The organism is uncultured Salinicola sp. (genome assembly GCF_937921195.1).
In the GTDB taxonomy this organism is placed as follows: domain Bacteria; phylum Pseudomonadota; class Gammaproteobacteria; order Pseudomonadales; family Halomonadaceae; genus Salinicola.
This window is the reverse complement of sequence record NZ_CALFQK010000168.1, coordinates 49481-69321: the sequence shown is the minus strand read 5'-3', so window position 1 is coordinate 69321 and position 19841 is coordinate 49481. Positions and strand designations below refer to the sequence as shown.

Here is a 19841-nt window from a genome sequence, read left to right as displayed (position 1 = left end):
ACGAAGGGTTTCATGATCTCCTCTTCAGGAGAGATGCTGGAAGAGTTCTCGCGCCACGGCATCGTGGCGCGCTCGATCCCGTCCTCCCTCGTCGAGCAGGGTGGGGTGCGGGATGTAGAGGCGGTTCCACGGTATCATCCAGTGGGATGCATCGACGAGGAAAGGGCCCGTTCCCCCGATCGGATAGATGTCGGCGATGATCCCCCCGCCCATGTCGAGCCATGAATGGTCATGCCCGACCGCGCTGAACCATCCGTCGACACAGGTCGTGCTCTCGTGCTTGAAGGCGAGAGCACGGCATACCGCATGGCAGGAGACGGCATGGTTCGGCTCCAGATCCGGGATCTTCAGGAAATCGGCGACCATGGCGTCGAACGTCGCGAGGACGGCGGGCGCGATAAGGCCTTCACGCACGGCGTAGGTGCGCATGGCGGTTCTCCTTCCTTGGATGAATCAGACCTGGGGAGGTGTTATTCTGATGTATTGCCGACCGGTCTCGTTGTCGGACCAGCCCGGAGAGCATTCGACGGTCTTTCCGTCCTTCTCGTGGATGCACCATTCCATGGCGATGAGGGCGCTGCCGTCATCGCAGTCCACGTCGTTCTGGGGGAGTTCGAGTACATCTGCCCTGAGGCAGCGCCCTTCCATGTCGACGCCATCGAGAATTCGTTCGAAGATGTAGATCCGGGTGACGGCATTCTCGTTCTCGGAATTCATCTGCACGCGCAGGACCGTCACGGTCGGGATCGTCGGATGACGGTCCGCCCTGATGATCTCCCCTGTGAGGTCTGCTTCGGGATAGCGCTGCATCGAGGGAAGATGACGCAATCGTGTTACAAGGGCAAGACTCCTTACGCAGGAATCATGCGACCTTGCGCTTCGGCGTGTAACCGTTGCGGTGGAAGGCATTGCGCATGGCGGCTCTGGCCTGCGCTTCGGCGATGAAGCATGCGGCATGGTAGCGGCTCTTGCGCGCGTCCGGGTCGGTGATGATGTAGCGTGTCAGGAGGCGCTCCTGCTTGAAGGTGACCGGCTGCATCTCGAAATTGCGGCGCGGATCGCCCAGGGAGAGCAGGAACCTGTCGGCCATCACCATCGCCTCGTTGGCGGTCGTGCAGGCGGTCATGTGGATGTCATCGCCGAACCGGCGCGTGACGGTGTGCCACATGCCCTCGATGCAGGCGACGCCGGCCCAATGGTCGCGGCACATCCCGATCATGACGGGTATCTTGCCGGGGACCTCGATGAAGCGGGGCTTCGACTGGCGCATGATGTCGATCTCGCGCATCGCGAACTCGCGGATGACCTCCGGCGGCTTGCGGTCACGGTGGAACTCGTCGTTGTCGTTCGCCGGATGGGCGTGGGTCTGCGTCCGCACGCTTGCTTCGCGCTCGGCCAGCACGCGCGTCTCGATCGATCCGTGTCGCACCGCGGCGCCGGTGAAGTCGAGCAGGAGGCAGTCCTCCTTGCCGGACGCGGCTCGCATGCCGCGGCCCACGGCCTGGAGGAAGGTGAGCTCGGCGACCATCATGCGCAGATTGATGATGCAGTCGGTCTCGGGGCTGTCCCAGCCTTCCGTGAGCATCATCACGTTCATCAGGACGTCGTAGTGGCCCGCATCATAGCGGGCCAGGATCGAATCGACCTCGTTCTCGTCCATCTCGCTGTGGACGCAGGCGGCGCGGTATCCGTTCGCATCGAACTGCTCGGTCAGCGCGACGGCGTGCTCGATGGTCGGGCAGAAGGCGACCGTGCGGTTGCGTTCGGGTCCGCCCTGGTCGATCCAGTGGTCGACGACCGACTGATGGTGGATCTTCTTGTTGAGGAGGGTTCCGAGCGTCGCCGTTATGTCGTGCTCGTCGGCACCGAGGTCGATCTCCTCGAAGTCCTTCCGGAGGCCGAGATCGATGGTCATGGTTCGCACCGGCACGAGGATGCCTGCGTCGATGCACTCGGCATAGGTCACCTGGTAGGCGATCTCGTCCTCGGTGGCGATGGGGTCGCCGTCGGCCCGGTTGGGCGTGGCGGTGAACTTGAGGATCTTGATATCGGGATTGATTGCGCGAGCATGCGCGATGAGACGCTTGAAGCCTGCCGCTCCCATGTGGTGCGCCTCGTCGACGAGGATATGGGTGAGGAATGGCATGGACTTCAGGCGTTTCGGCCGCGCCAGTGTCGCCGCCGACCCGAAGACGATGTCTCCCGACCAGTCGTTGTGCCGTCCCATGACGAGGGAGGTCTTGGCCATGATCCCGGCGGTGGCCTCGGAGATCGTCTCGCGGTTCTGCTTCAGCACCTTGCGGCGGTCCTGCAGCACTAGGACGTGGGGCATCATGATCCGCGGCATGTGATGGGCGAGGTGGAATCCCATCGTCCAGGTCTTTCCGGCACCGGTCGGCATGATGACGAGGAGTTCGTTCGTCTCCTCGAGCTTGGCGTCCATGCCTTCGAGGCAGGCGATCTGGATGGCGTGCGGCGTCTTCATCGGCGTGAGTCCCGTGGCCATCATGTCGTCCTCCTATCCGTCTTTTCCGTTCACCCGCAGGTGTGCCTTCTCCCGCTTCTCAGGCGGCCTTGCTCAGGATGCACCACGGTTCGACCCCGTCGGGGATGCCTAATGCCACGCGGTCGACCTTCTCGTTGAATTCCTCGCCCGCATGGATCTCCCATGTGCCCGGATCCACGTCGAGATGGACGATGTTGCGCGCATAGCAGGCCTCGTGATGACCTTTGTGGTCGTCCGGAGCAGGCGTGGTGTCTGCCATGGCGAGATAGCGTTCCAGCTCGGCCTCGGCGTCCTTCTCACCGCCCGCGGTCATCCGCGCGATGGCGGTCGCCCGGTCGAAGGCGAAGGTGGCCCAGACATCGCAGGAGAACGTGCCGACGCATTCCCATCCTTCGACGAGGATGGCGCCATGTGGCCCTTCGGGAAGATCATTCCCGTCTTCGTCGCTGCCCCAGCGTTCGGCCGCCATCAGGCGGCCTTGCGCATCGCGGTAGACGGCGACGCTGGTGTTGGTCGTCCGCGTATAGGCGATGTCGTGCTCGGCAGCATGCGCCGAGATGCGCTTGGTCCGTCCCAGCGCGCTGTTGAGATCGAGCTCGCGATAGTCACGTTCCGGTTCGAAGTCCGTGCCCTCGTTGAAGCTCTCGATGCGCAGGGTGTCCGTCAGCATCAGCTTGCCCGTCGGGACCTCGAAGCGGGCGGTGACGAGTTCGAGCGGAGCCACGTCCTGGACCTCGACGAGCTGGTGTTCCTCGTTGTAGCGCATTAGCTTCGGAATCCAGTTCTCGAAGAACACCCGGCAGCGATCACCCGTGACGGAATCCTGGACCTCGATGTCCCACGAGTAGTCCGATGCGCCGGCATCGACGTCCTCGCAGAGCGCCTCCCATGCAGCGCGGGCCTGCTCTTCGGTCGGAGTCTCGTGCGTGCCGGGGACGTATCCTTCCTCGCGCTTGCGCTTGTAGCGCTCCGTGTCGATCCCGACGACATGACGCGTCAGGATACGCTGGAATTCCTGGAACATCCACTTGCGGGCGTATTCCTCGTCGATGTTGCCCGGCTCCTGTCCGGCGACGTAGGCGTTCCATGCACTGGCGAAGGAGATGCTCCGTCCCCCGATGCCGGCGATGGGCGCCAGACGTCCTTCGGCGAGAAGGCCGTCGAGATGTGTGCGGATGCGTTCGCAGAACAGCGTCTTGTGCGCCTTGTAGCGTTCGCCGTCGGCCTGATCGGCGGCCTGCGCGGCTTTGTAGGCGTCGCTGCTGTAGTCCGAGCCGCTGAAGTCGTTCGTGCGCCACCAGGCGACGTCGGCGATGGGAGCGAAGTCCTCGAACGGATAGATGTCCTTGAACGGCATGGATTTTCCTTCCTGCGGATGTCTCGGAGACTGACCTAGTCAGGCAGCCTTCTTAATCGGTGGCCGCCCTTCAAGCAGGTCGAACACATCGAGATCCTCGACCCTGGTCAGGCCTTCGATCGCTACCGGTCGTCGTCCTGGTGCCGTAACCGTCCTGCGACTGGCCCAGACATTCGTTGCGCCTGCCAACTGTTCGCTTCCTTCGCGGAACCGGTTGGATCCGTTGCGGATGTAGTGCGCTCCAGTCCGCCCTGGGGTCAGGACCCGGGTCAATCGCGCGCATCCCATGCTGAGCGGCCGGCACGAATAGAGATCGAGCGTCGCTGTAGCGGTCGACTGAGTGATCATCTGCCCATCGTTCTCGAATGCGAGCGATGTTGCTGGATCGCGGTCGTTGGGCTTAACGAAACCCCTGATGCCCATGAGCACGTCGTCTTCGGTGATGGTCCTGATGGTCAGCGCGATAACGCGGCGCCTGTCTCGGCGTCCGTTCCTCATGGGATGGACGACTCCGGTGATCATCACTTCAACCTCGTCTCCGACTTCAACGGCTTCGCCCTTATCCAAGAAGCAGATCTGTTCGTTTCCGTTGGGAAGTTCGATCTTGGCGATAAGCCGTCCGCTGTGGCCCTGCTCGATGCGGGCATAGAGAGGCTCGTAGTCGTTGCCGAAGATGTCGTGCATTGAAGATCCTTTTTATATGCTGTGACGCGAGCAGGGCCGGTGGATGGTTCCACCGGCCCTGCTCTGTCGTTTCATCGGGTCCGCGCGCTCAGTCGATCGTGCGGAAGGTCAGCGTGATCCGGTCCCGCTGACCGCGGCGCTTGGGCACGCCGTGCGTCCAGTTCTTCTGGGTGAGGCCGCGCATCACCAGCAGGCTGCCGGCGGGCGTCTCGATCCGTCTGGTGGCCGCGTCCGGGTGCCGCGAGATCAGCCAGTTCTTCGGCTTGAACTCGAGCTCGCGTCCTTCACCGAAGGTGAGCATCGCGATCGTCGGCTCCCGGCCGAGTTCAGGCTCGTTGTCGCTGTGGTGGCCGATGCCGTGGTTCTGGCCCGCCACGTAGCGATTGAGGAGCACCGAGTTGTAACTCTTCCCGGTGGCTTCCTCGACCTTCTCCTGGAGGCGCTGCAGCAGCCGGGTGAGGGGCTTCGGCTCGAGGGTCATGCCCGAGTAGGTGTAGGCACCCGTGCCGTACCACGCCACGAGGCGGGGCTGCTTGTAGGTGTTGCCGCGCACGACCACGTCGCGCTGCTCCCACTCGATCGTCTCTGTGAGCCGTTCGAGTATCTGGTCGCAGCTGTCGGCGGCGATGAAGCCGCGTTGCAGCTCGACCGTCGCGCCGGGGAGGCCGAGATCCGTGAGGCCGTCGTCCTTCAGGTCGAGGGGGAGGCTGGAGCCGAGTGCCTTGAGCATTTCCTGTTTTCCTTCTTCTGGTGGAATTCCACCATCTTGCTGGAAAGGGGATCGTCATCCTTCTTTCCGCTCATAAACAGGTTACGGATTTTCCTTCGTTCCCGCATCCCTATAGATGCGAGAGCAGGATGAGACCTTCTACGCGTCTTCCCTCATGGATGCGCATGCATCCTGATTCGGCTATGGATTCCCGCCATGTGGACAGCTCCGGTTCTCCTTCCATCTGGCGGTCCTCGGAGGTCATCGGCAATGGCGTGCCGGATGTGAGGACGGCTTCGAGCGGGGCGGCGAGGAGTGCCGGCTCGTTCCATCCCCTGTCTGCGAACGAGAGCGCATAGGAGAGCGGTCCCCAGTAGACATGGAAGGCGAAGCCTTCGCGGCGGGGCTTGAACCCTTCCTCGAGGATCGCCCGGCCGGCTTGCGATGTCGTGCCATGGAAGAGATGCCCTTCCGCTTCGAGCTCCCTTGCGCGTTCGACGGAGGACAGCCAGCGGGCGAGATGCGGTCCGCCCTTCTGGCGCAGGCGCTCATCGAGAGGAGTAATCAGCATGGTGCGTTCTCCTAAGGTGCGCCTGTCGGCCGGTATCCGGTCGCCATCACGTCCGCCAGGACGTGCGTCTTCGCCGAGGCCGTCTCGTCGCTCATCATCTCGGCGCAGCGGCGAAGGACATGGACATAGGGATGCATGCCCTCGGTGCGGTCGCGCATGCAGATGCCCACGGCGCCGCGCAGGCTCTCCTGCACGTCGAGCTGGACCTCGGCGTCTCCGGTGAGGATGACCGGCCTCAGCATCTCGAGCAGGTCGCTTGCAGCGAGGTCCCCGGTCTCGACGAGATCGAGGACCTTCCGATGGATCATTGCGCGGTCTTCCCCTGGCCGGGCTCCCATTCGACGAAGCGCCTGGCGAGGTCCAGGTCCCCGAGACCGCAGGCTGCGGCGTGTTCGAGGCCCATGTCCTGCGTGAGGGCGAAGAGCTGCCACTGGTGAGGGTTGGCACCCGAGAGGCCGTTCTCCTCGACGAAGTCCGCCACCTTCAGGTGGACATCGGACTTCTTCTGCTCCCGCAGATACTCGACGAAGAACTCCGCCCCGTCGATCGGCTCGGCCTCGGTGATGGGGAACTTCTGCTTCAGCTCGTCCGGAAGATCGCCGCCGCTCATGAGGCCGACGAGGACGACGAGCACCTTGCCTTGTGCTTGGTCGAAGATCTGTGTGATCAGCCGCTGGACCTTGTCGAACGTGTAGTCCGCGACTTCGTCGATCAGGACGACGACGGGTTCGTCGCTCATGAGGTGGTCGCGGACAGGAGGGTAGCCCATATCGGTTATCGTTTCGTCTTCGTTCACGATCTTGACGAAATCAAGTCCATCGAGAACCGGGGTCCGGATGTCGATGAGGGAGAGGTCTTCGCTCTTCGCGAATTCCTTGATGAGATGACAGGTGCCGAGGCCCGGATTGGTCTTTACGGATACGATCGCGACCTTGTCCTCGTTCACAAGGGCGGCGAAGAGTGTGTCGGTGAGCTTCTTGGTCATGTGGATGCCTTTTCGGATCGGATTGGGTGGAAGGCTTCAGCCTTCTATGCACTGAGGATCGTTGCCGGGCGCCACGGTCTCGGTCCAGCCGATCGAGCAGCAGATCCACCAGCTGACGGTGCTCCCGCATTCGACGCGGGCCATGTCGCCGACCATCAGCGAGCGACCGCCGTCCGGACACTGCTGGTCCTCGTCGATGTTCTGGTATGCGCCCCACGCCCGCTCGCATGCGGCATGGGCGTCCTCGACATCGGCTTCGATGGTCGGGCGCTCGTCATAGCTGCGGAGCGCCTGGACGGTGTGGCGATCCTCGCGGGCCAGGGATGCCATGGCATCGGTCATCAGGATGGAGCGGCCCAGACAGAAGGGAGTGACGCGGTATTTCATGGATGGTCTCCGATCAGGAATGGCAGGTGGCGACGAGCACGTTCCGCCCGCAATCGGCAAGCAGGCCGCGTGCGATGTCGGCGTCCTGTTCGACCTGCGCACTCTGCATGATGACGACGCTGCCCTTCGCCGCGTCCTGGACGGTGTTCGAGAGCAGAAAGCTGCCCTGCGCGTCGAGGCTGGTGATGAACTGGATGACTGCCGGTCGCTTCGAGTCGTCCTCTCCCTCAAGGCGATACTGCATCTCGAGGATCGAGGCGCAGCTGGCGGACAGGACGCCGTTGGGTCCGTTGCGCACGAACAGGACGCCGACATCGGCGTCCTTCGAGACCATCGAGGCGAGGTCTAGCAGGGCTTTGGCCCGGGTGATGCGGTCTTTCATGGGTTTTTCCTTTCGGAGAATGGTTTCAGGCCGCTTCTTCGACGCGGATGTTCTCGGCCGTTCTGGCTATCCGTTCGATATCCGCCCGCATCTCCTGGCAGGTGATGTGACCGCGGGGACGGAAGCCGTATTCCGACTTGTGGATGTTGTGGTAGAACTCGTATCCGTCCGGATCGGCGATCCCGGCGTGGACGTTCGGGTTGATGGCGAGGATGCGCGCCTTCTTGGCGTCGTATTCCGCGTTCAGGAGGGTCTTGTCCTCGCCTTCGGCCGCGTAGAGGTCCGACAGCATGTCGACCAGCTCGTCCGAGAGCTTGCGCTGCTCGTCGGTGGGCTCGTTGGGGTCGGCCACTACGACGGGCTCTTGGTCGAAGTTGCCGTTGAGGATCGCGGCCAGGTTGGCGGGGATGTTGTCGTAGTTGCTCATGACCGTTTTCCTCTCGGATGAATTGTTCAGCTGAATTGATTTTTCAGGAAACCTTCTCTGCCTTCTCGGCCCGTAGGGCGCGCAGGAAGAGATCGTCGATATCGACTTCAGGTGATTTCTCTGCGTGCATCAGGTTGATCAGGATCATGCGTATTGCGTTCTCGCGGGCTGTTTCTCGCGGATTATCGCGAAGCGCGTGACGGCGCATCGCTTCACGAATCACCTCGGCGCGGTCCATGCCTTCTGGAAGATGCCGCATGTTATGATCGATGTGCCAGAGATAGGTCTTCGTCGGCTGATTGGGTTCTTTCATGTCCGTGTCCTTGCTCATGCGACCCGCAGAATGCCGCGGCCACCGCAAGCGAGGATGGACCTGCGCACGACGGCGAGGTCCTGCCACGCCCTGCGCTCCTCGATGTCGCCGCATGCGATGTCGGCGAGGATCGTCCTTTCGCGCTCACGCAGTTCATGCAACGAGGCCCGGAGTATGTCCCGTCCGTCATTGGCCGGGACGAGACGGCAACGGGGGCGCGCGAGCGGCAGTCGCTGCCCGCGGATCGTGACTAGGCTTCGCATCGGATTTTCCTCTCGGATGACTGTTCACCCGAATCGTCCATGCGTCTCGCCCGTGGCGGATGTGGATGCAAAAAAAGGGTGCCGAATGGCACCCTCCTTCAGTTGCAGGGGCCGGCGAAGTAGCCGGGCGCTGTCACACGCAGCTTGCAGGGATCGCCTTCGATGGCGTGGAATTCCGCTTCCGTTCCTGTGTACCAGGGTATCGCGCGTGAGAGGACTTCCCGTTGACCGGCGTCGATGACGGCGTCGATCGGATTCTTCCAGTGCTCCCGATCCTTCACGGTGTCGAAGGCGTCCTGGAGCTGTTCGATCGTGAAGCCGCCCCTGCCCTCCTCGAGGAAGGCGTCGATCTCCTGCGTGCTGGCTCCCGTCCCGCCCTCCGCATGGAGGTCGACCTGGATGGCCTGTCCTTTGATCGTGAGTCTGGTCATGCTCGTATTGCCTCCAGTTCGTTGCGCAGATCCGTCCACTGGGTCATATGCTCCGCTGCGCTCCAATGCGGATCGAGGGTGCAAGACACCATCCCCCGCTCCTCGTGCATCGCACTCACCTGGATCGGAGGGAAGCCTCCATCAACGAGCATGTCGGCTGTCAGCCGATTCTGCTCGAGATCCTTCCTCATCTGCAGGAGCAGAACTTCCGGTGGAAGCCTGACGAGTATCTCGGACATGCTGATCTGGACGCCCGGCCGTGTGAACTGGACGAGGACCGTTACGTCTGACCGACCGTCGTTGCCGGTCGGCCGCAGATTGACGGTGTGGAGATCATCTCCGACATACTGGACATCCGAGGTCCAGTCCGGTGCAGTGCATCCGTCATCGGGTATGGCGTCGATCATGGCGATGAGGGCATCATAGCCCTCGTCCCGTCTCTTCGCGGCGCGTCGGAGCAGCCAGGAGGAGACGGGGTCGAGCAGCGGCATCAGGCCGCCTTTCGGTAGGCGCCCGTCATGAACGAGTAGGAGGTGATCTCCTCGAAGCGGTCGAGCATGGACTGCATCAGCGCTTCGCCTTCGATCTCGTAGTAGCGCGTGTCGAGGTCGTCGTAGATGTCGCCGTCATCGTAGTCGTCGTCATCATCGCCGTAGTAGCCGCCTGGCTGTTTCGATTCGCCCTTGCGCTTCTTGAACTCGTCGATGAGCGCGACGACCTTGTCGGCGTCATCGATTCCGACGTTCGCTGCTCCTTCGTAGAGCGCGCGGGCGGCATCGACCGAATTGGAATAGCCGTTGCCGTCGTATTGTGCCCAGCCGCCGTTGCCGATCTGGTAGTGCATGTTGCCGAGGATGACAGCGGCGTTGACCTTCGGCGGCATCACCGCTGCGATCTCGGACTGGTGCGGGCCGCGCATCATGCCTTCGACGTTGGGATTGACGAAGATGTCGCAGCAGCCTTCCTGAAGGGCGGCGTTGTTTTCGCGGACCTTCGCCGACAGCGTCTTCCAGTGATCGTAGAAGACGTTCATCAGGGCCTGGTGCTCGGTCGGCAGCGGACTGGGCAGCTCGGGCTGCGTGATCTCGATGGTGGGCAGGTTCATGGCTTTTTCCTCGGTTTCTGAGTTTCGCCTTCGCGCAGCTCGGTGTCGACTTCCTGGTCCGCTTCGCGCTTCAGGATGGCCCTGACGGGCGTGCCGTCCTTCTTGTGGTAGGTCGAGCTGTTGTGCGACCCGTCGTTGAATTTCCGGTAGCGTGCGCTCATGTTTTCCTCCTTGTCAGGCGGCCCTTCGGACGATCGTTCGGACGATCTGGCGAGGAGCCTGCGGACGACCGAAGTTCTCCACCTTCAAGAGCGGCTGATGCGCCCGGTTGATCCCGGTGTGGAGGACGGCGATGCCGTCGTCATCGACGAAGACGCTCTGCATCTCGACGCTGAAGCAGGAGATCCTCGCGCGTGCATCGCGCGATACTTCCGGCCATCCCTTGGCTTCGGCGGTCTCGATGATGCGATCCCGCACGTAGGCCGCCTTGATGGGATGGAGGCCGGCCTCCTCGAGCGTCGCCTGCATGCGGTTCGCGAAGTGCTGTCCATCGGTCTTCATGGCCGTTTTCCTTCAATATCGTGTATCACAGGATTCCTCCCAGACGCGCACCGAGGATGGCCAGGATGACTGCGCCGCTCGCCATCTGCATCCAGCCCTTCCTCGTATCGCCCGTCTTGAGATAGGCGAACCCGCGCAGCGAGACGATGGGACCGGCGAAGCATGCACCGAGCACCGGAAGTGTCTCGTGTTCCACGATGACCGTGGTCACAATGAGTGCGACGATCGTCAACGTCAGGCAGATCAGGATTGTGATGGTCTGCTGGCTGACCTGGTTGATGGTGTTCATTTTCCGTCCTGTGAGGCTATCTCTACCGCCTCGTCCCAGCTGAGGATGGCATTGTCCTTGTCGCCCGTCTCCCAGCCCTTCGGTTCTCCTATGAGGATGTGGTCCATCGAGCGGAAGGCGACGCCTTCGCAGGGCATCCAGCGCAGTTCCTGCTCGCCGTGACCATCGCCCAGATCCTCGTGGATCGAACGGTAGTCGCCGGCGAAGCCGCAGGGATGGCCTGAACCGAACGGGCCGCAACCGGGCCCGGCCTCGAGCATCAGCAGGCCCTGTTCGGCCTCGATGAAGTCGATCGTCGCGTCGAAGTCGCCGTCCATGAAGCCCATGGCTTCCAGCGCCTTCGCGTGGCGCGGGGACGAGCGCCGCATCAGCACGTCGTCCATCGACCGCGCGAGGAGACCCTGTTCGAGAGCCGCATCGACCATCGTCTGGGCGAGATCGCGGACCCGGATTGCCATGCGGGCCGATTCGGCGTCGATCCGGCCTGCCCAGGCGTAGTAGGAGGAGACGCCCACGACTTTGCCTGCACGCACGAAGGCGCGCCACTCGGCGGGCCAGGTGCCGGGGATGTCGATCGGCGTGCCGGCACGGTGCGGATCGCGCCCTTCCAGCCAGCGGCTGGCGACGACCCACGGTCGGGCGAGGAAGGCGATGTCCACCGTGTCGTTGCGGACGTAGAGCTGCATCGTGCGCTTGTCCTGGATGTCGATCCGGCGGCGGTTGCCGGTGCGCACCCAGCCGGGCCCGACTTCGAGATCGGGGCCGAACCTGACCTCGGGGATGAAGGTCTCGGTGACGCCGCAGCCTGCGAGCGCCTTGAGGTTCTCGCCGCCGCACACGCTCGAGCGGACCATCCAGCCTTCGGGAACGTCGTCCATGGCGCCGTGCAGGCGGTCCATGAGGACCTCCGTGTCCGTCCGCACGGCCTTGGTCTCTTCGACCGCGGCGCGTGCCTCTTCCATCTCCTCGGCGGTGTAGTCGGTCTCGACGCCCTTGCGGATCGCATCGAGGGTGCGCTTGATGCGCGGGTTGTCGCGATCAAGACCGTAGACGCCGACGAGCTCTCCGTATTCCTCGGCCGAGAAGGATGCGATCTGGCGCGCAGGGATGGCTTCGACGCCGGCCTTGTCAGCGATGGCGAGCCAGTTCCTGAGGTCGCAGGCATCGAAGCGTCCGGGCTTGCCTTCGGCGATGTCCTCGTGGGTCATCCACGTGGACGCCTCCTCGACCTGGGCCTTGCCGGTCTCTGCCATGCCCTGGATGGCGGCCTTGAGCTTGCCAGGCGAACGCGCGAGGCGCGCAGCACCTACGACGAGATTGCGGACATCACGGTCCTCGGCCGACTGGGCACCCATCTGGGTCATGCCGACGAGCAGCTGCCGCAGACGGGTCATCATGCCCTCGTCCTGGCCCTGCTGCGTGGGTGCGGTGTTGCGCGTCCCCGGGATCAGGGAGCGTAGACGGCGCTTGCGCATGGCTTTTCCTTTCGGAGATTGAATTCGTATTCTACACCTGCATCATGGTGGTCAGTTGAGAGTGTTCACCGCGGTCAGCGTCGCGTCCACGGTGCCCATGGCGTTCTTGATCGGGGTGCTCGCCTCGATCGCGACCCATACGGCCACGCCCGCACCGTATATCCGTGTCGCGAATCCGCTGATCAGTGCGCCGACGATTGTCGCCATATCCATTTTCCATTCTCCTTCAATCTGCATATCTGCGATCTCAGGGTCTTTCAGCGCATCGGAGTCTCCAGGGTCCCGGTATCCTCGAAGAAGGTGCCGATGGTCTTGGATCCGTCGTTTCCGAACGCCCGGACGAGATCCTCGTCCTTCTTGCGATAGACGTCGTATCCCGCGCCTCGGGGATAGCTGACGGAGGAAGTGACGATCCGTCCATCGGGAAGCGTCGCGCGCGTCTCGATGCGCCCGAACAGTCTCTTGGCGTGCGGGTTGCTCATGCTGCTCTCCTGATGAGGTGTGTGCGCCGATGAAGGGCGGTCTCGATGATCGTTTCTGGTGTTCAAGCCGCCTTGGGGGCCCAGTCGCCTTCCTGCTTGAGCCAGTCTCCCGGCTTGCGCGGTGATGCGATTACGCGGTAGCGTCCTCTTTCGGAGCCGTGGAAGCGCGCCGCCTCGTCGGCCTCGTCGAAGGTCTCGAAGCGCCATCCCTCTGCGATGACTGCCGACCAGTCGGGCCGGTTGCCGACGAGCGTTCCTTCCGTCGGGATCGGCCGGGTCAACCATTTTCCGTCCGTCCTGAGGACGGAGAAGTGCCAGAGTGCCGGATCATAGGTGCGTCCCGGCTCGATTTCGTGCTCTTCCATCGCTCAGTCCGGCTGGAAGGAGCGCTTGGAATGGTCGTGGCCCTGCCTGAAGGAGCCGTCGAGATCACCCGTCACCGGACGCTCCTCGCTGGACTTCTTGCCGCGCCGTCGGTTGCCGAGCCCGTCACCCGTTAGGACGCCTGCACCGAAGCTGTTGCCCGATCTGAAGATTCCCATTGCTCTTTCCTTCTCTCAGCGGTCCTGACAGCCGTCATAGGCGGTCTCGTCGTTCGAGCACAGACCGTCGGCGTCCATACGCATTGCCCGGTCCCCGGCTACCGCCAAGGCGATGCCGAGCACGGTGATGATGACGGTCATCACGGATGGTTTCCTGATCATCGTGGTTTTCCTTCCCTAGAGGAGTATCTCTCTGTCGGTGTCGATCTTCGAGAGCGCTTCCTCGACGTTGATGGGGCGCATCCGGTTGCGGAACTGCGTGTGTCTGGGCCGCCTGTGGATATGGCTGAAGACGAAGCCCTCGATCCGGTGCCAGTCGCGTCTCGCGCTCCCGCACCAGGTCAGGACGTTCCCCGCATAGGAGAGGTCCGGGCTGCTGTAGTCGATCGTGAGCTCGCGCTCGTCACCTTCGCCCACGATCTTGAAGTAGAGCTTGGCGTCCTTGGCGATGACCGTCATGAGGTCGGTCGCGACGCAGCGAGGTGCGTTACCACCGGGCGCGTTATCGCTCTCGATGGCTTCGATCCTCCGCCGGAGCGTGTCGTATTCCTTGGTCCGTGCCAGCATTTTGAAGGCGCTGCGATCCACCCGGGTGACGCCCCTGCCGAGAAGCCATCGGAGGAAATCGGCGCGTGTCATGTCGTCGTTGGCCGGCACGCCGTCGATGAGATCTCCCAGATCGGTGGTGTGCTCGGGGACCTTCAGGTAGCCCGTGCGTCCGACCACCTTGTAGATCTCGTATCCCTCCAGCAGGTCGCATTCGACGAGTGCCGACATGGGCTTCCGACGCATGCCGGTGAGATGCGTATCCGGGACGTCTGCGATGACCTCGCACTGCTGGCCGAAGACCTTGAGCGCGACCTTGTCCTTGCCGAAGCAGACCCGTGCCCGCATCCTCATGTTCGAGCCGTCGGAATCGCACTTCCATTCCATCATCATGTCCCGGACCTGCGGAATGCCGTGGACGCCGCGGGTGATCGGGATGCTGTTCTGAGGAGGGGCACCGTATGGCTTCCTGCGGCGGAAATCACGCGGCGGAAATCACGGATCCTGTCCGTCTTGCGTTTCAGCGTCCGCAGATGCGCGTTCGAGAGCTGCTGGACGATCCGGGCCGTCAGCGGGTCGGCGAGAATGGGTTCTGCCATCATGATGCTCCTTGATCGGCTCTTGCGTAGAGTCCGGGATTGTCCACGGCGAACTGGTGACGTCTGCGTCGGGCTCTCAGCTTCTCGGGGTTGGCTGCCTCGCTCCTCTGCAGTGCGCCGAGGAGTTCTCCCGCGCGGTCGAGCAGGTCGTCGGCCAGCCGTACGGCCACCAGGTTGGGCGTCGCTTCGGGCCGTAGCGCGAGCAGGGAGGTCACCGCTTCGTCCTCGTGTCCGGGCCCCAGCCTATCGGCGAGGTCCATCAGGGCGAGTGCGGCGGAACGGCCCACGCCGTGCATGCAGTGCACGAGCAGCGAGCCTTCGCGGTTCTCGCGCAGGAAGGCCAGGCCGGCCTGCAACTGGTCCGATGTGGCCACGGCATAGCCGAGGCTCTCGTCATCACAGTCCTCGAAGGCGAGCACGAGCTGTGGGCGGTCTTCGAGGCGCAGGCGCTGGCGTTCGCGCGGATCCTCGCAGGTGAGGACGGCGTCCCAGCGTCTCTTCTGGCGGTTGGCCTGCGCGAAGCCGCCCACCGCGAGGACGCCGGGTCGCGCCTCCGGAAGCGGAGTCGACATGGCTTTTTCCTTCGGACTGATTGTCTGCTGTTTACCGCGATGCGGAGTGTATGGAGGGCGCCGACCGATGGAGGAAGGCCGGCGCGCCCGATCAGGCGGCGATCTTGACGTCGATCACCGGGATGTCGTTCTTCTCCGCGTATTCACGCACGATGTCGCTCTTCGGACTGATCTCGTCCTTCTTCGCGAAGGGGAGAGGCGTCCCGCTATACGGATGGAAGAGGTAGTCGCGCTGGCGGATCTTGCCGTTCGCGCCGATGACCTGCGCATCCATGGCGACCCAGGTCGGGATGACGTATTCCGTCTCGGGATCGATCGCGAAGTCGATGGGCGTGAGGCCGCACTTCGTCCGGGGAGTGGTCGCGACGCGGAAGTGGTCGGCGAACTCGTCGGTCACCTCGATGACGACGATCTCCCAGTCCTCGGCCGAGAGATTGTCCTGCCCGTGGCGCTTGGCGTCCTCGAGTTCACTGGTGTACCAGCGTCCGCGAACGCGGTGCTCGGGACCCTTGCCGAGGTAGGGAGGGTGTCGACGCGGCCGCTGGCTGGTCGGTCTTGCTCTGTAGAGTCGCATGGCTTTTCCTTTCGCCTGTATTCTTCGATCGATCCATCGGAGGGGAAGGAGCGCGGATCACCCCGCGCTCTCCGTCATCAGCTGCCCTGCAGTTCGCGCGGAGCGTGCAGGACCTCGTTCACATAGGTCGCAAGACCCTGGCGCGCGGAGGCTTCGTCGGCGAATCCGCCGTTCCAGTCCATCCAGCACTCGCACCAGAAGCCCCACTCGCCCTTGTATCGGCCGACCGGGTCCGCGGTGTTGTCCGAGGCGCGGACGAAGTCCGGGATGGTGTCCGTGCCCGGCTGGCACTGGGCCTCAACGCCCACCGTCGCCATCTGCTCGAGCGTCTTCATCGCGTTCTGCTTCATGATTTTTCCTCCATCATGCATTTGCAGGATGACATTGTACCATGTCCGCATTCTTTATGTCGTGCTTTTATTGTCGTTCCGGTGCATGGACATGGATGGGACGGTCGTATCTGACACAGGAGTATCAGGATGAGAGCATCGATGTTGGCAGTGGTGGCGGGGGCATTGATCGTTCCTTCGTCCTCCATGGCACAGGAGGCCGGGACGAGGACTGTCCAGGAGAAGAGGCACGGAGCGGAGATGCGGCGTGCCATGCAGGATCCGGACTACGTTTTCGAGCGCATGGACACGAACAAGGACGGCGTGATCTCCAGGGCCGAGTTCAAGGCGGCCCATGCCAAGGTGCGCCAGAGGATGTCCGAACGTCACGATGCGCGCATGGGGCGCAGGAAGGCGCGCCAGCCGTAGTCCCTTCGGGTGGCGGATGTGGATGTAAAAAAAGGGCCACCCCGGATGGGGTGGCCCTTCTCTTTTCCAGTGGATGCAGAGGCGCTTAGGCGGCCTTCTGTTCCTTCGGCTGCGGGAGGCCGACGACGGAGAGGAACTCACCGCCGCGCTTGCCTTCCTCGGTGCCGGGCGCGTTCTCGAAGAGGCAGCGCAGCTCGAGGTTGTTGCCCTTGCGCAGCATGCCCGAGATCAGCTCGGCGGCCTTGCCCTGGGCGACCACGGTGCGGGTGCGCAGCTGGCCGCGAAGCATCAGTTCGCCGCGGAACTTGATCTTCGGCGTGCCCTTGACGTTCTCCGAACGCTCGGCGGTCGTGGTCTGCTTGATCTTCAGGTTGTAGGCGCGATTGCTCATGTTGGTATTTCCTCTACTTTGTCCTGTCCCAGCATGGTTGGCTGGGCGAGGCGAATGCCCGGTTCGATGATGCGGTATCCACCGCCCCGAGCAGGTGGCGGAAACCGTTTTCCCCTCTCTTGAGAGGAAGCACTTGACCCTTCTGACCGGAGGTCTTTTCCCCCGACCCTCTGGGTCACTGCGATCGCTCGCGCATCGTTTCTTATGGAGATGTCGCGCCATCGAGGATCGGCACGGTCTTGCCGTATCGGACCTCGAAGGCGTTTATCCGTATCTCAGAAGGACGAAGAAGAGGGACGGCCTGGCGGCCGTCCCTCCTTTTGTCGTCGTTCCCGACGCTATCGCGTCAGAAGCGCAGACCCAGGCCGACGAGGGCGCTGTTCACGCCTTCGCTGCCGAGGTCGAAGCCGCCGACATTGCCGAGGTCGTACTGCGAATAGCGGTATTCGACGCTGGCGTAGGCGCGGCTCGAGATGTTGAATTCGGCGCCGCCGCCCAGGCGGAAGCCGTCAAAGTCGACGCTGACGTTGTCTTCGCTGAAGTCGAGGTTCGTGTAACCTCCCGAGACGAACACGGCCGCCGCCGGCGAGACCGGGAAGGTTCCGCGAACCGCCGCGCTCAGCTGACGGTTGTCGACATCGTAGCCGCCGGTGTCGATCGAGACGCTGGCGATGTCGGCTTCGACGCCCAGGAGGAACGCGTCCGAGACGGCGAAGTCGTAGCCGATGACGCCGCCATAGGTGAATTCGGCATCATCGAAGGGGTGATCGTCACCGGTGGTGCCGGCGAGCACGCCCACGCGTGCACCGTCGAATGCGGCGGTCTGCGCCATTGCCGGGGTGGCGACCATGGCCAGGGCGACTGCGGCGAGAGCGAAGATGTTCTTGATCATATTGGTATTCTCCGTGACGACCCGCGACATGCGGGTCCGATAAGGGTGTGGTTCTCGATGGGCTCGAGGAGCCGCCTCCCGTCCAGGGTCGGCTGGTCGATCTTACTTCATGGTGTTTCCCCTGCTGGGTTGATCGGTATGAACCGGCGTCGCTCGCTCAACTGAGCGGGGCGATCTCGCCGTTCAGGTCGTGCTCGACGATCTCGCCGTCGATCATCACGTCGTAGTCGTCGCCTCCGTGGTATCCTCCGTACCACTTGGCCACGAGATGGGCCGACTTGGCCTCCACGCGCATCTGGGTGCTGCTGCCGGACTCCTGTCCGAGCGAGGCCGAGAAATCAGCGGCGTCGCGATTTTCGAACGAGAGGGTCACGATTCTATCGGACATGGAGCGATCCTTATGATGGATGATGGAATGGGTGGGAACCGCGCATGCGGTTCAGGCGGGGCGCACGGTCCCCTCGAAACGCGACTTGCGCTCGATGCGCTGGCGCACGAGCATGTCGAAGGCCTGTCCGCTCAGTGATTCGGCGAACTCGATCGCGTCGTAGTCGGCCATGACCGCGGTCACCGAGCTGTCACCGATGGCGCAGGCTCCCCCGAACATGGTCACGTGGATCATGCCGTCGACGGGGCTTATCTCTGCGGTCCCGAGGCGCACGACGATGTTCTGCGTCTTCTGCCGTTGGCCGGTGACCACTTCCTTGAGAGCGATCGCCATGGCGAGGGCGCTGTCGATGCTCATCGAGATGCGTTCCTGGTCGCAGTCCGGAGCCGCGCTCATGATCTGTGCGAGGACCTCGTCATCGACCATCGCGTTCTTCGCCACGGCCCAGTGACCCAGGTCGTGGTCCTTCTCCAGGCGGCGGAGCTTGTTGTGGATCATGCGTCTTCCTTGCGTTCTAGCGGATGAAGGGGGCGAAGAATGCGAGCGTCTTGACCGTCACGAGGACGAGGAAGAGAGCGGCGAGGATCAGGCAGCTCCGGTGCATCGTGGTCCTGTCGCGTCTCACGCCGGCGTAGTAGAGGAATCCGGAGAAGCAGATGAAGTCCACCATGATCGAGAGAAGATCCTGGACGATGTGGCCGGAGCGCATGTGCACGACGAAGAAGCCTGCGATCGCACAGACTCCGAGGGTCGTCAGCACGGGGTGGCGCTGGATGTCGGCGAGGACGGGGTTCTGCATGTCGTTGCTTCCGATTTGGATGGTGGATCGCCCGGCTGGATTCGAACCAGCGTTACGGTAGTCAAAGTACCGGGTCCTTCCGCTAGACGACGGGCGAACATGGTGTTCGGCGCTGTCGTCGCGGGGCTTTGGGAAGGCGGTGCGGGAGCGGGTCATCCCGCTCCCGTCATGTCGTGGTCAGTCCTCGAGCCCCAGCGCCTCGAGGATGGCTTGGCGGTCTTCGGCGCGCTTCAGGTTTACGATCTGCGCGCCCTTGCGCTGGGCCAGGCGCATGGCCTGTCCTGTGCCGCCGCTGGCCCGGCCGTCGACCGTCCAGCAGATGACGAGGTCCGTGACCCGGTTCAGGCTCGCGCCCATGATCTGCGGGATGTTGCGCGTGTGGAGCTTGCGAGCACCCTGACTGCACTTCTCCCATGCGGGATGCGTAGCCGAGGCGATCTCCTCCGCCCGCTCCAGGATCTCGCCCGAGATGACGATCGGCGAGCCTACGCCCTGCATAGGCCGCTTGCGCCCCAGAGCGCGGGTCACGTCGATCTCCTTCGAGCCGATCTTCGGCTTGAAGCCGTGCCAGGGGTGGAAGATCTCGCATGCCGACGCATTGCGCCATCCGGCCTCGAAGGCGAGGTCCGCGCCGCCGGCGCCGCCCGAACGCAGGATGCCGCCGAGTTCCTCGATGCGGCGTCCGATGCGCGTCATGAGCTTCAGAACATCGTCAGGCGTCTCGCGCGATCCGATACCCGTGACCACGAGTCCCTCGTCGGTCTTCGCCCGGGCCAGGATGGCGCGGAGAGTGTCGGCGAAGCTCGATCCGTCGACGGCCTTCGGCTCGTCCAGTCCAAGATTCATCATTTTCCATCTCCTAGAATTCTACGACGATCCGTTCGGTCCGCCCTTCTCCCGAAGGGTTTTCCGC

38 protein-coding genes and 1 tRNA gene are annotated in these 19841 nt (G+C 63.2%); 1 reads left to right on the top strand and 38 read right to left on the bottom strand.

Annotated features, from left to right (window positions below; translation table 11 throughout):
- Positions 1–24: 24 nt before the first annotated feature.
- The 31 genes from Q0602_RS20015 to Q0602_RS19865 form a co-directional block, all read right to left on the bottom strand.
- The gene (locus Q0602_RS20015) at positions 25–429 is read right to left on the bottom strand and encodes a hypothetical protein (protein WP_298847293.1); all 405 of its coding nucleotides are present in this window, start codon (positions 427–429) and stop codon (positions 25–27) included.
- Between the two features lie 24 nt (positions 430–453).
- Entirely contained in the window at positions 454–828 is a 375-nt protein-coding gene (locus tag Q0602_RS20010) for a hypothetical protein (RefSeq protein ID WP_298847290.1), read from the bottom strand.
- A gap of 34 nt (positions 829–862) precedes the next feature.
- Positions 863–2509 (bottom strand): DEAD/DEAH box helicase, encoded by a 1647-nt coding sequence (locus tag Q0602_RS20005; protein WP_298847287.1) that lies wholly within the window; start codon positions 2507–2509, stop codon positions 863–865.
- Between the two features lie 55 nt (positions 2510–2564).
- Positions 2565–3863, bottom strand: coding sequence for a hypothetical protein (locus Q0602_RS20000; RefSeq protein WP_298847284.1), 1299 nt, complete (start codon positions 3861–3863; stop codon positions 2565–2567).
- 39 nt (positions 3864–3902) lie between these two features.
- The gene (locus tag Q0602_RS19995) at positions 3903–4547 is read right to left on the bottom strand and encodes a hypothetical protein (protein WP_298847281.1); all 645 of its coding nucleotides are present in this window, start codon (positions 4545–4547) and stop codon (positions 3903–3905) included.
- 88 nt (positions 4548–4635) lie between these two features.
- Positions 4636–5277: an alpha-ketoglutarate-dependent dioxygenase AlkB gene (locus Q0602_RS19990; protein ID WP_298847279.1), complete on the bottom strand. Its 642-nt coding sequence runs from the start codon at positions 5275–5277 to the stop codon at positions 4636–4638.
- 109 nt (positions 5278–5386) lie between these two features.
- Positions 5387–5827 (bottom strand): hypothetical protein, encoded by a 441-nt coding sequence (locus Q0602_RS19985; RefSeq protein WP_298847276.1) that lies wholly within the window; start codon positions 5825–5827, stop codon positions 5387–5389.
- A gap of 11 nt (positions 5828–5838) precedes the next feature.
- Positions 5839–6135 carry a hypothetical protein gene (locus tag Q0602_RS19980; RefSeq protein WP_298847274.1) on the bottom strand — a complete coding sequence of 99 codons (297 nt, stop codon included), beginning with the start codon at positions 6133–6135 and terminating at the stop codon, positions 5839–5841.
- Positions 6132–6812 carry a hypothetical protein gene (locus tag Q0602_RS19975; RefSeq protein ID WP_298847272.1) on the bottom strand — a complete coding sequence of 227 codons (681 nt, stop codon included), beginning with the start codon at positions 6810–6812 and terminating at the stop codon, positions 6132–6134. The genes Q0602_RS19980 and Q0602_RS19975 overlap by 4 nt, the downstream gene beginning before the upstream one ends.
- Before the next feature lie 36 nt (positions 6813–6848).
- Entirely contained in the window at positions 6849–7199 is a 351-nt protein-coding gene (locus tag Q0602_RS19970) for a hypothetical protein (RefSeq protein WP_298847270.1), read from the bottom strand.
- 13 nt (positions 7200–7212) lie between these two features.
- On the bottom strand, positions 7213–7581 hold the full coding sequence (locus Q0602_RS19965; RefSeq protein WP_298847266.1) for a hypothetical protein: 369 nt from the start codon (positions 7579–7581) through the stop codon (positions 7213–7215).
- Positions 7582–7606: 25 nt separating this feature from the next.
- On the bottom strand, positions 7607–8008 hold the full coding sequence (locus Q0602_RS19960; protein WP_298847262.1) for a hypothetical protein: 402 nt from the start codon (positions 8006–8008) through the stop codon (positions 7607–7609).
- A gap of 43 nt (positions 8009–8051) precedes the next feature.
- Positions 8052–8321 (bottom strand): hypothetical protein, encoded by a 270-nt coding sequence (locus Q0602_RS19955; RefSeq protein ID WP_298847259.1) that lies wholly within the window; start codon positions 8319–8321, stop codon positions 8052–8054.
- A 14-nt stretch (positions 8322–8335) separates the two neighbouring features.
- A complete protein-coding gene (locus Q0602_RS19950) occupies positions 8336–8584 on the bottom strand; it encodes a hypothetical protein (protein ID WP_298847256.1) in 249 nt (82 codons plus the stop codon).
- Between the two features lie 98 nt (positions 8585–8682).
- Entirely contained in the window at positions 8683–9015 is a 333-nt protein-coding gene (locus tag Q0602_RS19945) for a hypothetical protein (protein WP_298847253.1), read from the bottom strand.
- Complete coding sequence (locus Q0602_RS19940; protein ID WP_298847250.1) at positions 9012–9506, bottom strand: hypothetical protein; 495 nt, start codon at positions 9504–9506, stop codon at positions 9012–9014. Before Q0602_RS19940 ends, Q0602_RS19945 begins: the two co-directional genes overlap by 4 nt.
- On the bottom strand, positions 9506–10120 hold the full coding sequence (locus Q0602_RS19935) for a hypothetical protein (protein ID WP_298847248.1): 615 nt from the start codon (positions 10118–10120) through the stop codon (positions 9506–9508). The genes Q0602_RS19940 and Q0602_RS19935 overlap by 1 nt, the downstream gene beginning before the upstream one ends.
- On the bottom strand, positions 10117–10281 hold the full coding sequence (locus Q0602_RS19930) for a hypothetical protein (protein WP_298847244.1): 165 nt from the start codon (positions 10279–10281) through the stop codon (positions 10117–10119). The genes Q0602_RS19935 and Q0602_RS19930 overlap by 4 nt, the downstream gene beginning before the upstream one ends.
- Before the next feature lie 13 nt (positions 10282–10294).
- Positions 10295–10621, bottom strand: a complete 327-nt coding sequence (locus tag Q0602_RS19925) for a hypothetical protein (RefSeq protein ID WP_298847241.1) — start codon at positions 10619–10621, stop codon at positions 10295–10297.
- Between the two features lie 25 nt (positions 10622–10646).
- Positions 10647–10910 carry a hypothetical protein gene (locus Q0602_RS19920; RefSeq protein ID WP_298847239.1) on the bottom strand — a complete coding sequence of 88 codons (264 nt, stop codon included), beginning with the start codon at positions 10908–10910 and terminating at the stop codon, positions 10647–10649.
- Positions 10907–12385, bottom strand: a complete 1479-nt coding sequence (locus tag Q0602_RS19915; RefSeq protein ID WP_298847237.1) for a hypothetical protein — start codon at positions 12383–12385, stop codon at positions 10907–10909. The genes Q0602_RS19920 and Q0602_RS19915 overlap by 4 nt, the downstream gene beginning before the upstream one ends.
- A 51-nt stretch (positions 12386–12436) precedes the next feature.
- On the bottom strand, positions 12437–12598 hold the full coding sequence (locus Q0602_RS19910; RefSeq protein WP_298847235.1) for a hypothetical protein: 162 nt from the start codon (positions 12596–12598) through the stop codon (positions 12437–12439).
- A 44-nt stretch (positions 12599–12642) separates the two neighbouring features.
- Complete coding sequence (locus Q0602_RS19905; RefSeq protein WP_298847233.1) at positions 12643–12867, bottom strand: hypothetical protein; 225 nt, start codon at positions 12865–12867, stop codon at positions 12643–12645.
- A gap of 62 nt (positions 12868–12929) precedes the next feature.
- The gene (locus Q0602_RS19900; protein ID WP_298847231.1) at positions 12930–13232 is read right to left on the bottom strand and encodes a hypothetical protein; all 303 of its coding nucleotides are present in this window, start codon (positions 13230–13232) and stop codon (positions 12930–12932) included.
- Positions 13233–13235: 3 nt separating this feature from the next.
- Positions 13236–13409 (bottom strand): hypothetical protein, encoded by a 174-nt coding sequence (locus Q0602_RS19895; RefSeq protein WP_298847228.1) that lies wholly within the window; start codon positions 13407–13409, stop codon positions 13236–13238.
- A gap of 15 nt (positions 13410–13424) precedes the next feature.
- Positions 13425–13553, bottom strand: coding sequence for a hypothetical protein (locus tag Q0602_RS19890; protein WP_298847225.1), 129 nt, complete (start codon positions 13551–13553; stop codon positions 13425–13427).
- Between the two features lie 33 nt (positions 13554–13586).
- A complete protein-coding gene (locus Q0602_RS19885) occupies positions 13587–14348 on the bottom strand; it encodes a hypothetical protein (protein ID WP_298847222.1) in 762 nt (253 codons plus the stop codon).
- Complete coding sequence (locus Q0602_RS19880; RefSeq protein ID WP_298847219.1) at positions 14345–14554, bottom strand: hypothetical protein; 210 nt, start codon at positions 14552–14554, stop codon at positions 14345–14347. The genes Q0602_RS19885 and Q0602_RS19880 overlap by 4 nt, the downstream gene beginning before the upstream one ends.
- On the bottom strand, positions 14554–15126 hold the full coding sequence (locus Q0602_RS19875) for a hypothetical protein (protein WP_298847218.1): 573 nt from the start codon (positions 15124–15126) through the stop codon (positions 14554–14556). Before Q0602_RS19875 ends, Q0602_RS19880 begins: the two co-directional genes overlap by 1 nt.
- 91 nt (positions 15127–15217) lie before the next feature.
- Positions 15218–15700, bottom strand: coding sequence for a hypothetical protein (locus Q0602_RS19870; protein ID WP_298847215.1), 483 nt, complete (start codon positions 15698–15700; stop codon positions 15218–15220).
- 77 nt (positions 15701–15777) lie between these two features.
- Positions 15778–16050, bottom strand: coding sequence for a hypothetical protein (locus Q0602_RS19865; RefSeq protein WP_298847212.1), 273 nt, complete (start codon positions 16048–16050; stop codon positions 15778–15780).
- Between the two features lie 129 nt (positions 16051–16179).
- Between Q0602_RS19865 and Q0602_RS19860 the strand changes: the two genes are divergently transcribed.
- Positions 16180–16458: an EF-hand domain-containing protein gene (locus Q0602_RS19860; protein ID WP_298847209.1), complete on the top strand. Its 279-nt coding sequence runs from the start codon at positions 16180–16182 to the stop codon at positions 16456–16458.
- 85 nt (positions 16459–16543) lie between these two features.
- Here the strand turns inward: Q0602_RS19860 and Q0602_RS19855 are convergent, their stop codons facing one another.
- The 7 genes from Q0602_RS19855 to Q0602_RS19825 all read right to left on the bottom strand — a co-directional run bounded on the left by Q0602_RS19855 (position 16544) and on the right by Q0602_RS19825 (position 19774).
- Positions 16544–16849: a hypothetical protein gene (locus Q0602_RS19855; protein WP_298847207.1), complete on the bottom strand. Its 306-nt coding sequence runs from the start codon at positions 16847–16849 to the stop codon at positions 16544–16546.
- A gap of 346 nt (positions 16850–17195) precedes the next feature.
- Positions 17196–17741 carry an outer membrane beta-barrel protein gene (locus Q0602_RS19850; RefSeq protein ID WP_298847205.1) on the bottom strand — a complete coding sequence of 182 codons (546 nt, stop codon included), beginning with the start codon at positions 17739–17741 and terminating at the stop codon, positions 17196–17198.
- Positions 17742–17898: 157 nt separating this feature from the next.
- Entirely contained in the window at positions 17899–18129 is a 231-nt protein-coding gene (locus Q0602_RS19845) for a hypothetical protein (RefSeq protein ID WP_298847202.1), read from the bottom strand.
- A gap of 51 nt (positions 18130–18180) precedes the next feature.
- Positions 18181–18627, bottom strand: coding sequence for a hypothetical protein (locus Q0602_RS19840; protein WP_298847199.1), 447 nt, complete (start codon positions 18625–18627; stop codon positions 18181–18183).
- Between the two features lie 16 nt (positions 18628–18643).
- Positions 18644–18928: a hypothetical protein gene (locus tag Q0602_RS19835; protein WP_298847197.1), complete on the bottom strand. Its 285-nt coding sequence runs from the start codon at positions 18926–18928 to the stop codon at positions 18644–18646.
- 23 nt (positions 18929–18951) lie between these two features.
- Positions 18952–19025 (bottom strand) — tRNA-Gln (locus Q0602_RS19830).
- An 80-nt stretch (positions 19026–19105) separates the two neighbouring features.
- Entirely contained in the window at positions 19106–19774 is a 669-nt protein-coding gene (locus tag Q0602_RS19825; RefSeq protein WP_298847195.1) for a hypothetical protein, read from the bottom strand.
- Positions 19775–19841: the final 67 nt, after the last annotated feature.

Coding starts and splice junctions, on each gene's coding strand:
- Q0602_RS20000 (WP_298847284.1), bottom strand. CDS start 3,863: ATGCCGTTCAAGGACATCTATCCGTTCGAGGACTTCGCTCCCATCGCC.
- Q0602_RS19880 (WP_298847219.1), bottom strand. CDS start 14,554: ATGGCAGAACCCATTCTCGCCGACCCGCTGACGGCCCGGATCGTCCAG.
- Q0602_RS19930 (WP_298847244.1), bottom strand. CDS start 10,281: ATGAGCGCACGCTACCGGAAATTCAACGACGGGTCGCACAACAGCTCG.
- Q0602_RS19870 (WP_298847215.1), bottom strand. CDS start 15,700: ATGCGACTCTACAGAGCAAGACCGACCAGCCAGCGGCCGCGTCGACAC.
- Q0602_RS19840 (WP_298847199.1), bottom strand. CDS start 18,627: ATGATCCACAACAAGCTCCGCCGCCTGGAGAAGGACCACGACCTGGGT.
- Q0602_RS19875 (WP_298847218.1), bottom strand. CDS start 15,126: ATGTCGACTCCGCTTCCGGAGGCGCGACCCGGCGTCCTCGCGGTGGGC.
- Q0602_RS19845 (WP_298847202.1), bottom strand. CDS start 18,129: ATGTCCGATAGAATCGTGACCCTCTCGTTCGAAAATCGCGACGCCGCT.
- Q0602_RS19940 (WP_298847250.1), bottom strand. CDS start 9,506: ATGCCGCTGCTCGACCCCGTCTCCTCCTGGCTGCTCCGACGCGCCGCG.
- Q0602_RS19905 (WP_298847233.1), bottom strand. CDS start 12,867: ATGAGCAACCCGCACGCCAAGAGACTGTTCGGGCGCATCGAGACGCGC.
- Q0602_RS19910 (WP_298847235.1), bottom strand. CDS start 12,598: ATGGATATGGCGACAATCGTCGGCGCACTGATCAGCGGATTCGCGACA.
- Q0602_RS19985 (WP_298847276.1), bottom strand. CDS start 5,827: ATGCTGATTACTCCTCTCGATGAGCGCCTGCGCCAGAAGGGCGGACCG.
- Q0602_RS19935 (WP_298847248.1), bottom strand. CDS start 10,120: ATGAACCTGCCCACCATCGAGATCACGCAGCCCGAGCTGCCCAGTCCG.
- Q0602_RS20015 (WP_298847293.1), bottom strand. CDS start 429: ATGCGCACCTACGCCGTGCGTGAAGGCCTTATCGCGCCCGCCGTCCTC.
- Q0602_RS19960 (WP_298847262.1), bottom strand. CDS start 8,008: ATGAGCAACTACGACAACATCCCCGCCAACCTGGCCGCGATCCTCAAC.
- Q0602_RS19860 (WP_298847209.1), top strand. CDS start 16,180: ATGAGAGCATCGATGTTGGCAGTGGTGGCGGGGGCATTGATCGTTCCT.
- Q0602_RS19825 (WP_298847195.1), bottom strand. CDS start 19,774: ATGAATCTTGGACTGGACGAGCCGAAGGCCGTCGACGGATCGAGCTTC.
- Q0602_RS19920 (WP_298847239.1), bottom strand. CDS start 10,910: ATGAACACCATCAACCAGGTCAGCCAGCAGACCATCACAATCCTGATC.
- Q0602_RS20005 (WP_298847287.1), bottom strand. CDS start 2,509: ATGATGGCCACGGGACTCACGCCGATGAAGACGCCGCACGCCATCCAG.
- Q0602_RS19980 (WP_298847274.1), bottom strand. CDS start 6,135: ATGATCCATCGGAAGGTCCTCGATCTCGTCGAGACCGGGGACCTCGCT.
- Q0602_RS19835 (WP_298847197.1), bottom strand. CDS start 18,928: ATGCAGAACCCCGTCCTCGCCGACATCCAGCGCCACCCCGTGCTGACG.
- Q0602_RS19955 (WP_298847259.1), bottom strand. CDS start 8,321: ATGAAAGAACCCAATCAGCCGACGAAGACCTATCTCTGGCACATCGAT.
- Q0602_RS19855 (WP_298847207.1), bottom strand. CDS start 16,849: ATGAGCAATCGCGCCTACAACCTGAAGATCAAGCAGACCACGACCGCC.
- Q0602_RS19900 (WP_298847231.1), bottom strand. CDS start 13,232: ATGGAAGAGCACGAAATCGAGCCGGGACGCACCTATGATCCGGCACTC.
- Q0602_RS19975 (WP_298847272.1), bottom strand. CDS start 6,812: ATGACCAAGAAGCTCACCGACACACTCTTCGCCGCCCTTGTGAACGAG.
- Q0602_RS19865 (WP_298847212.1), bottom strand. CDS start 16,050: ATGAAGCAGAACGCGATGAAGACGCTCGAGCAGATGGCGACGGTGGGC.
- Q0602_RS19850 (WP_298847205.1), bottom strand. CDS start 17,741: ATGATCAAGAACATCTTCGCTCTCGCCGCAGTCGCCCTGGCCATGGTC.
- Q0602_RS19995 (WP_298847281.1), bottom strand. CDS start 4,547: ATGCACGACATCTTCGGCAACGACTACGAGCCTCTCTATGCCCGCATC.
- Q0602_RS19885 (WP_298847222.1), bottom strand. CDS start 14,348: ATGATGATGGAATGGAAGTGCGATTCCGACGGCTCGAACATGAGGATG.
- Q0602_RS19990 (WP_298847279.1), bottom strand. CDS start 5,277: ATGCTCAAGGCACTCGGCTCCAGCCTCCCCCTCGACCTGAAGGACGAC.
- Q0602_RS19950 (WP_298847256.1), bottom strand. CDS start 8,584: ATGCGAAGCCTAGTCACGATCCGCGGGCAGCGACTGCCGCTCGCGCGC.
- Q0602_RS19945 (WP_298847253.1), bottom strand. CDS start 9,015: ATGACCAGACTCACGATCAAAGGACAGGCCATCCAGGTCGACCTCCAT.
- Q0602_RS19895 (WP_298847228.1), bottom strand. CDS start 13,409: ATGGGAATCTTCAGATCGGGCAACAGCTTCGGTGCAGGCGTCCTAACG.
- Q0602_RS19970 (WP_298847270.1), bottom strand. CDS start 7,199: ATGAAATACCGCGTCACTCCCTTCTGTCTGGGCCGCTCCATCCTGATG.
- Q0602_RS19965 (WP_298847266.1), bottom strand. CDS start 7,581: ATGAAAGACCGCATCACCCGGGCCAAAGCCCTGCTAGACCTCGCCTCG.
- Q0602_RS19925 (WP_298847241.1), bottom strand. CDS start 10,621: ATGAAGACCGATGGACAGCACTTCGCGAACCGCATGCAGGCGACGCTC.
- Q0602_RS19915 (WP_298847237.1), bottom strand. CDS start 12,385: ATGCGCAAGCGCCGTCTACGCTCCCTGATCCCGGGGACGCGCAACACC.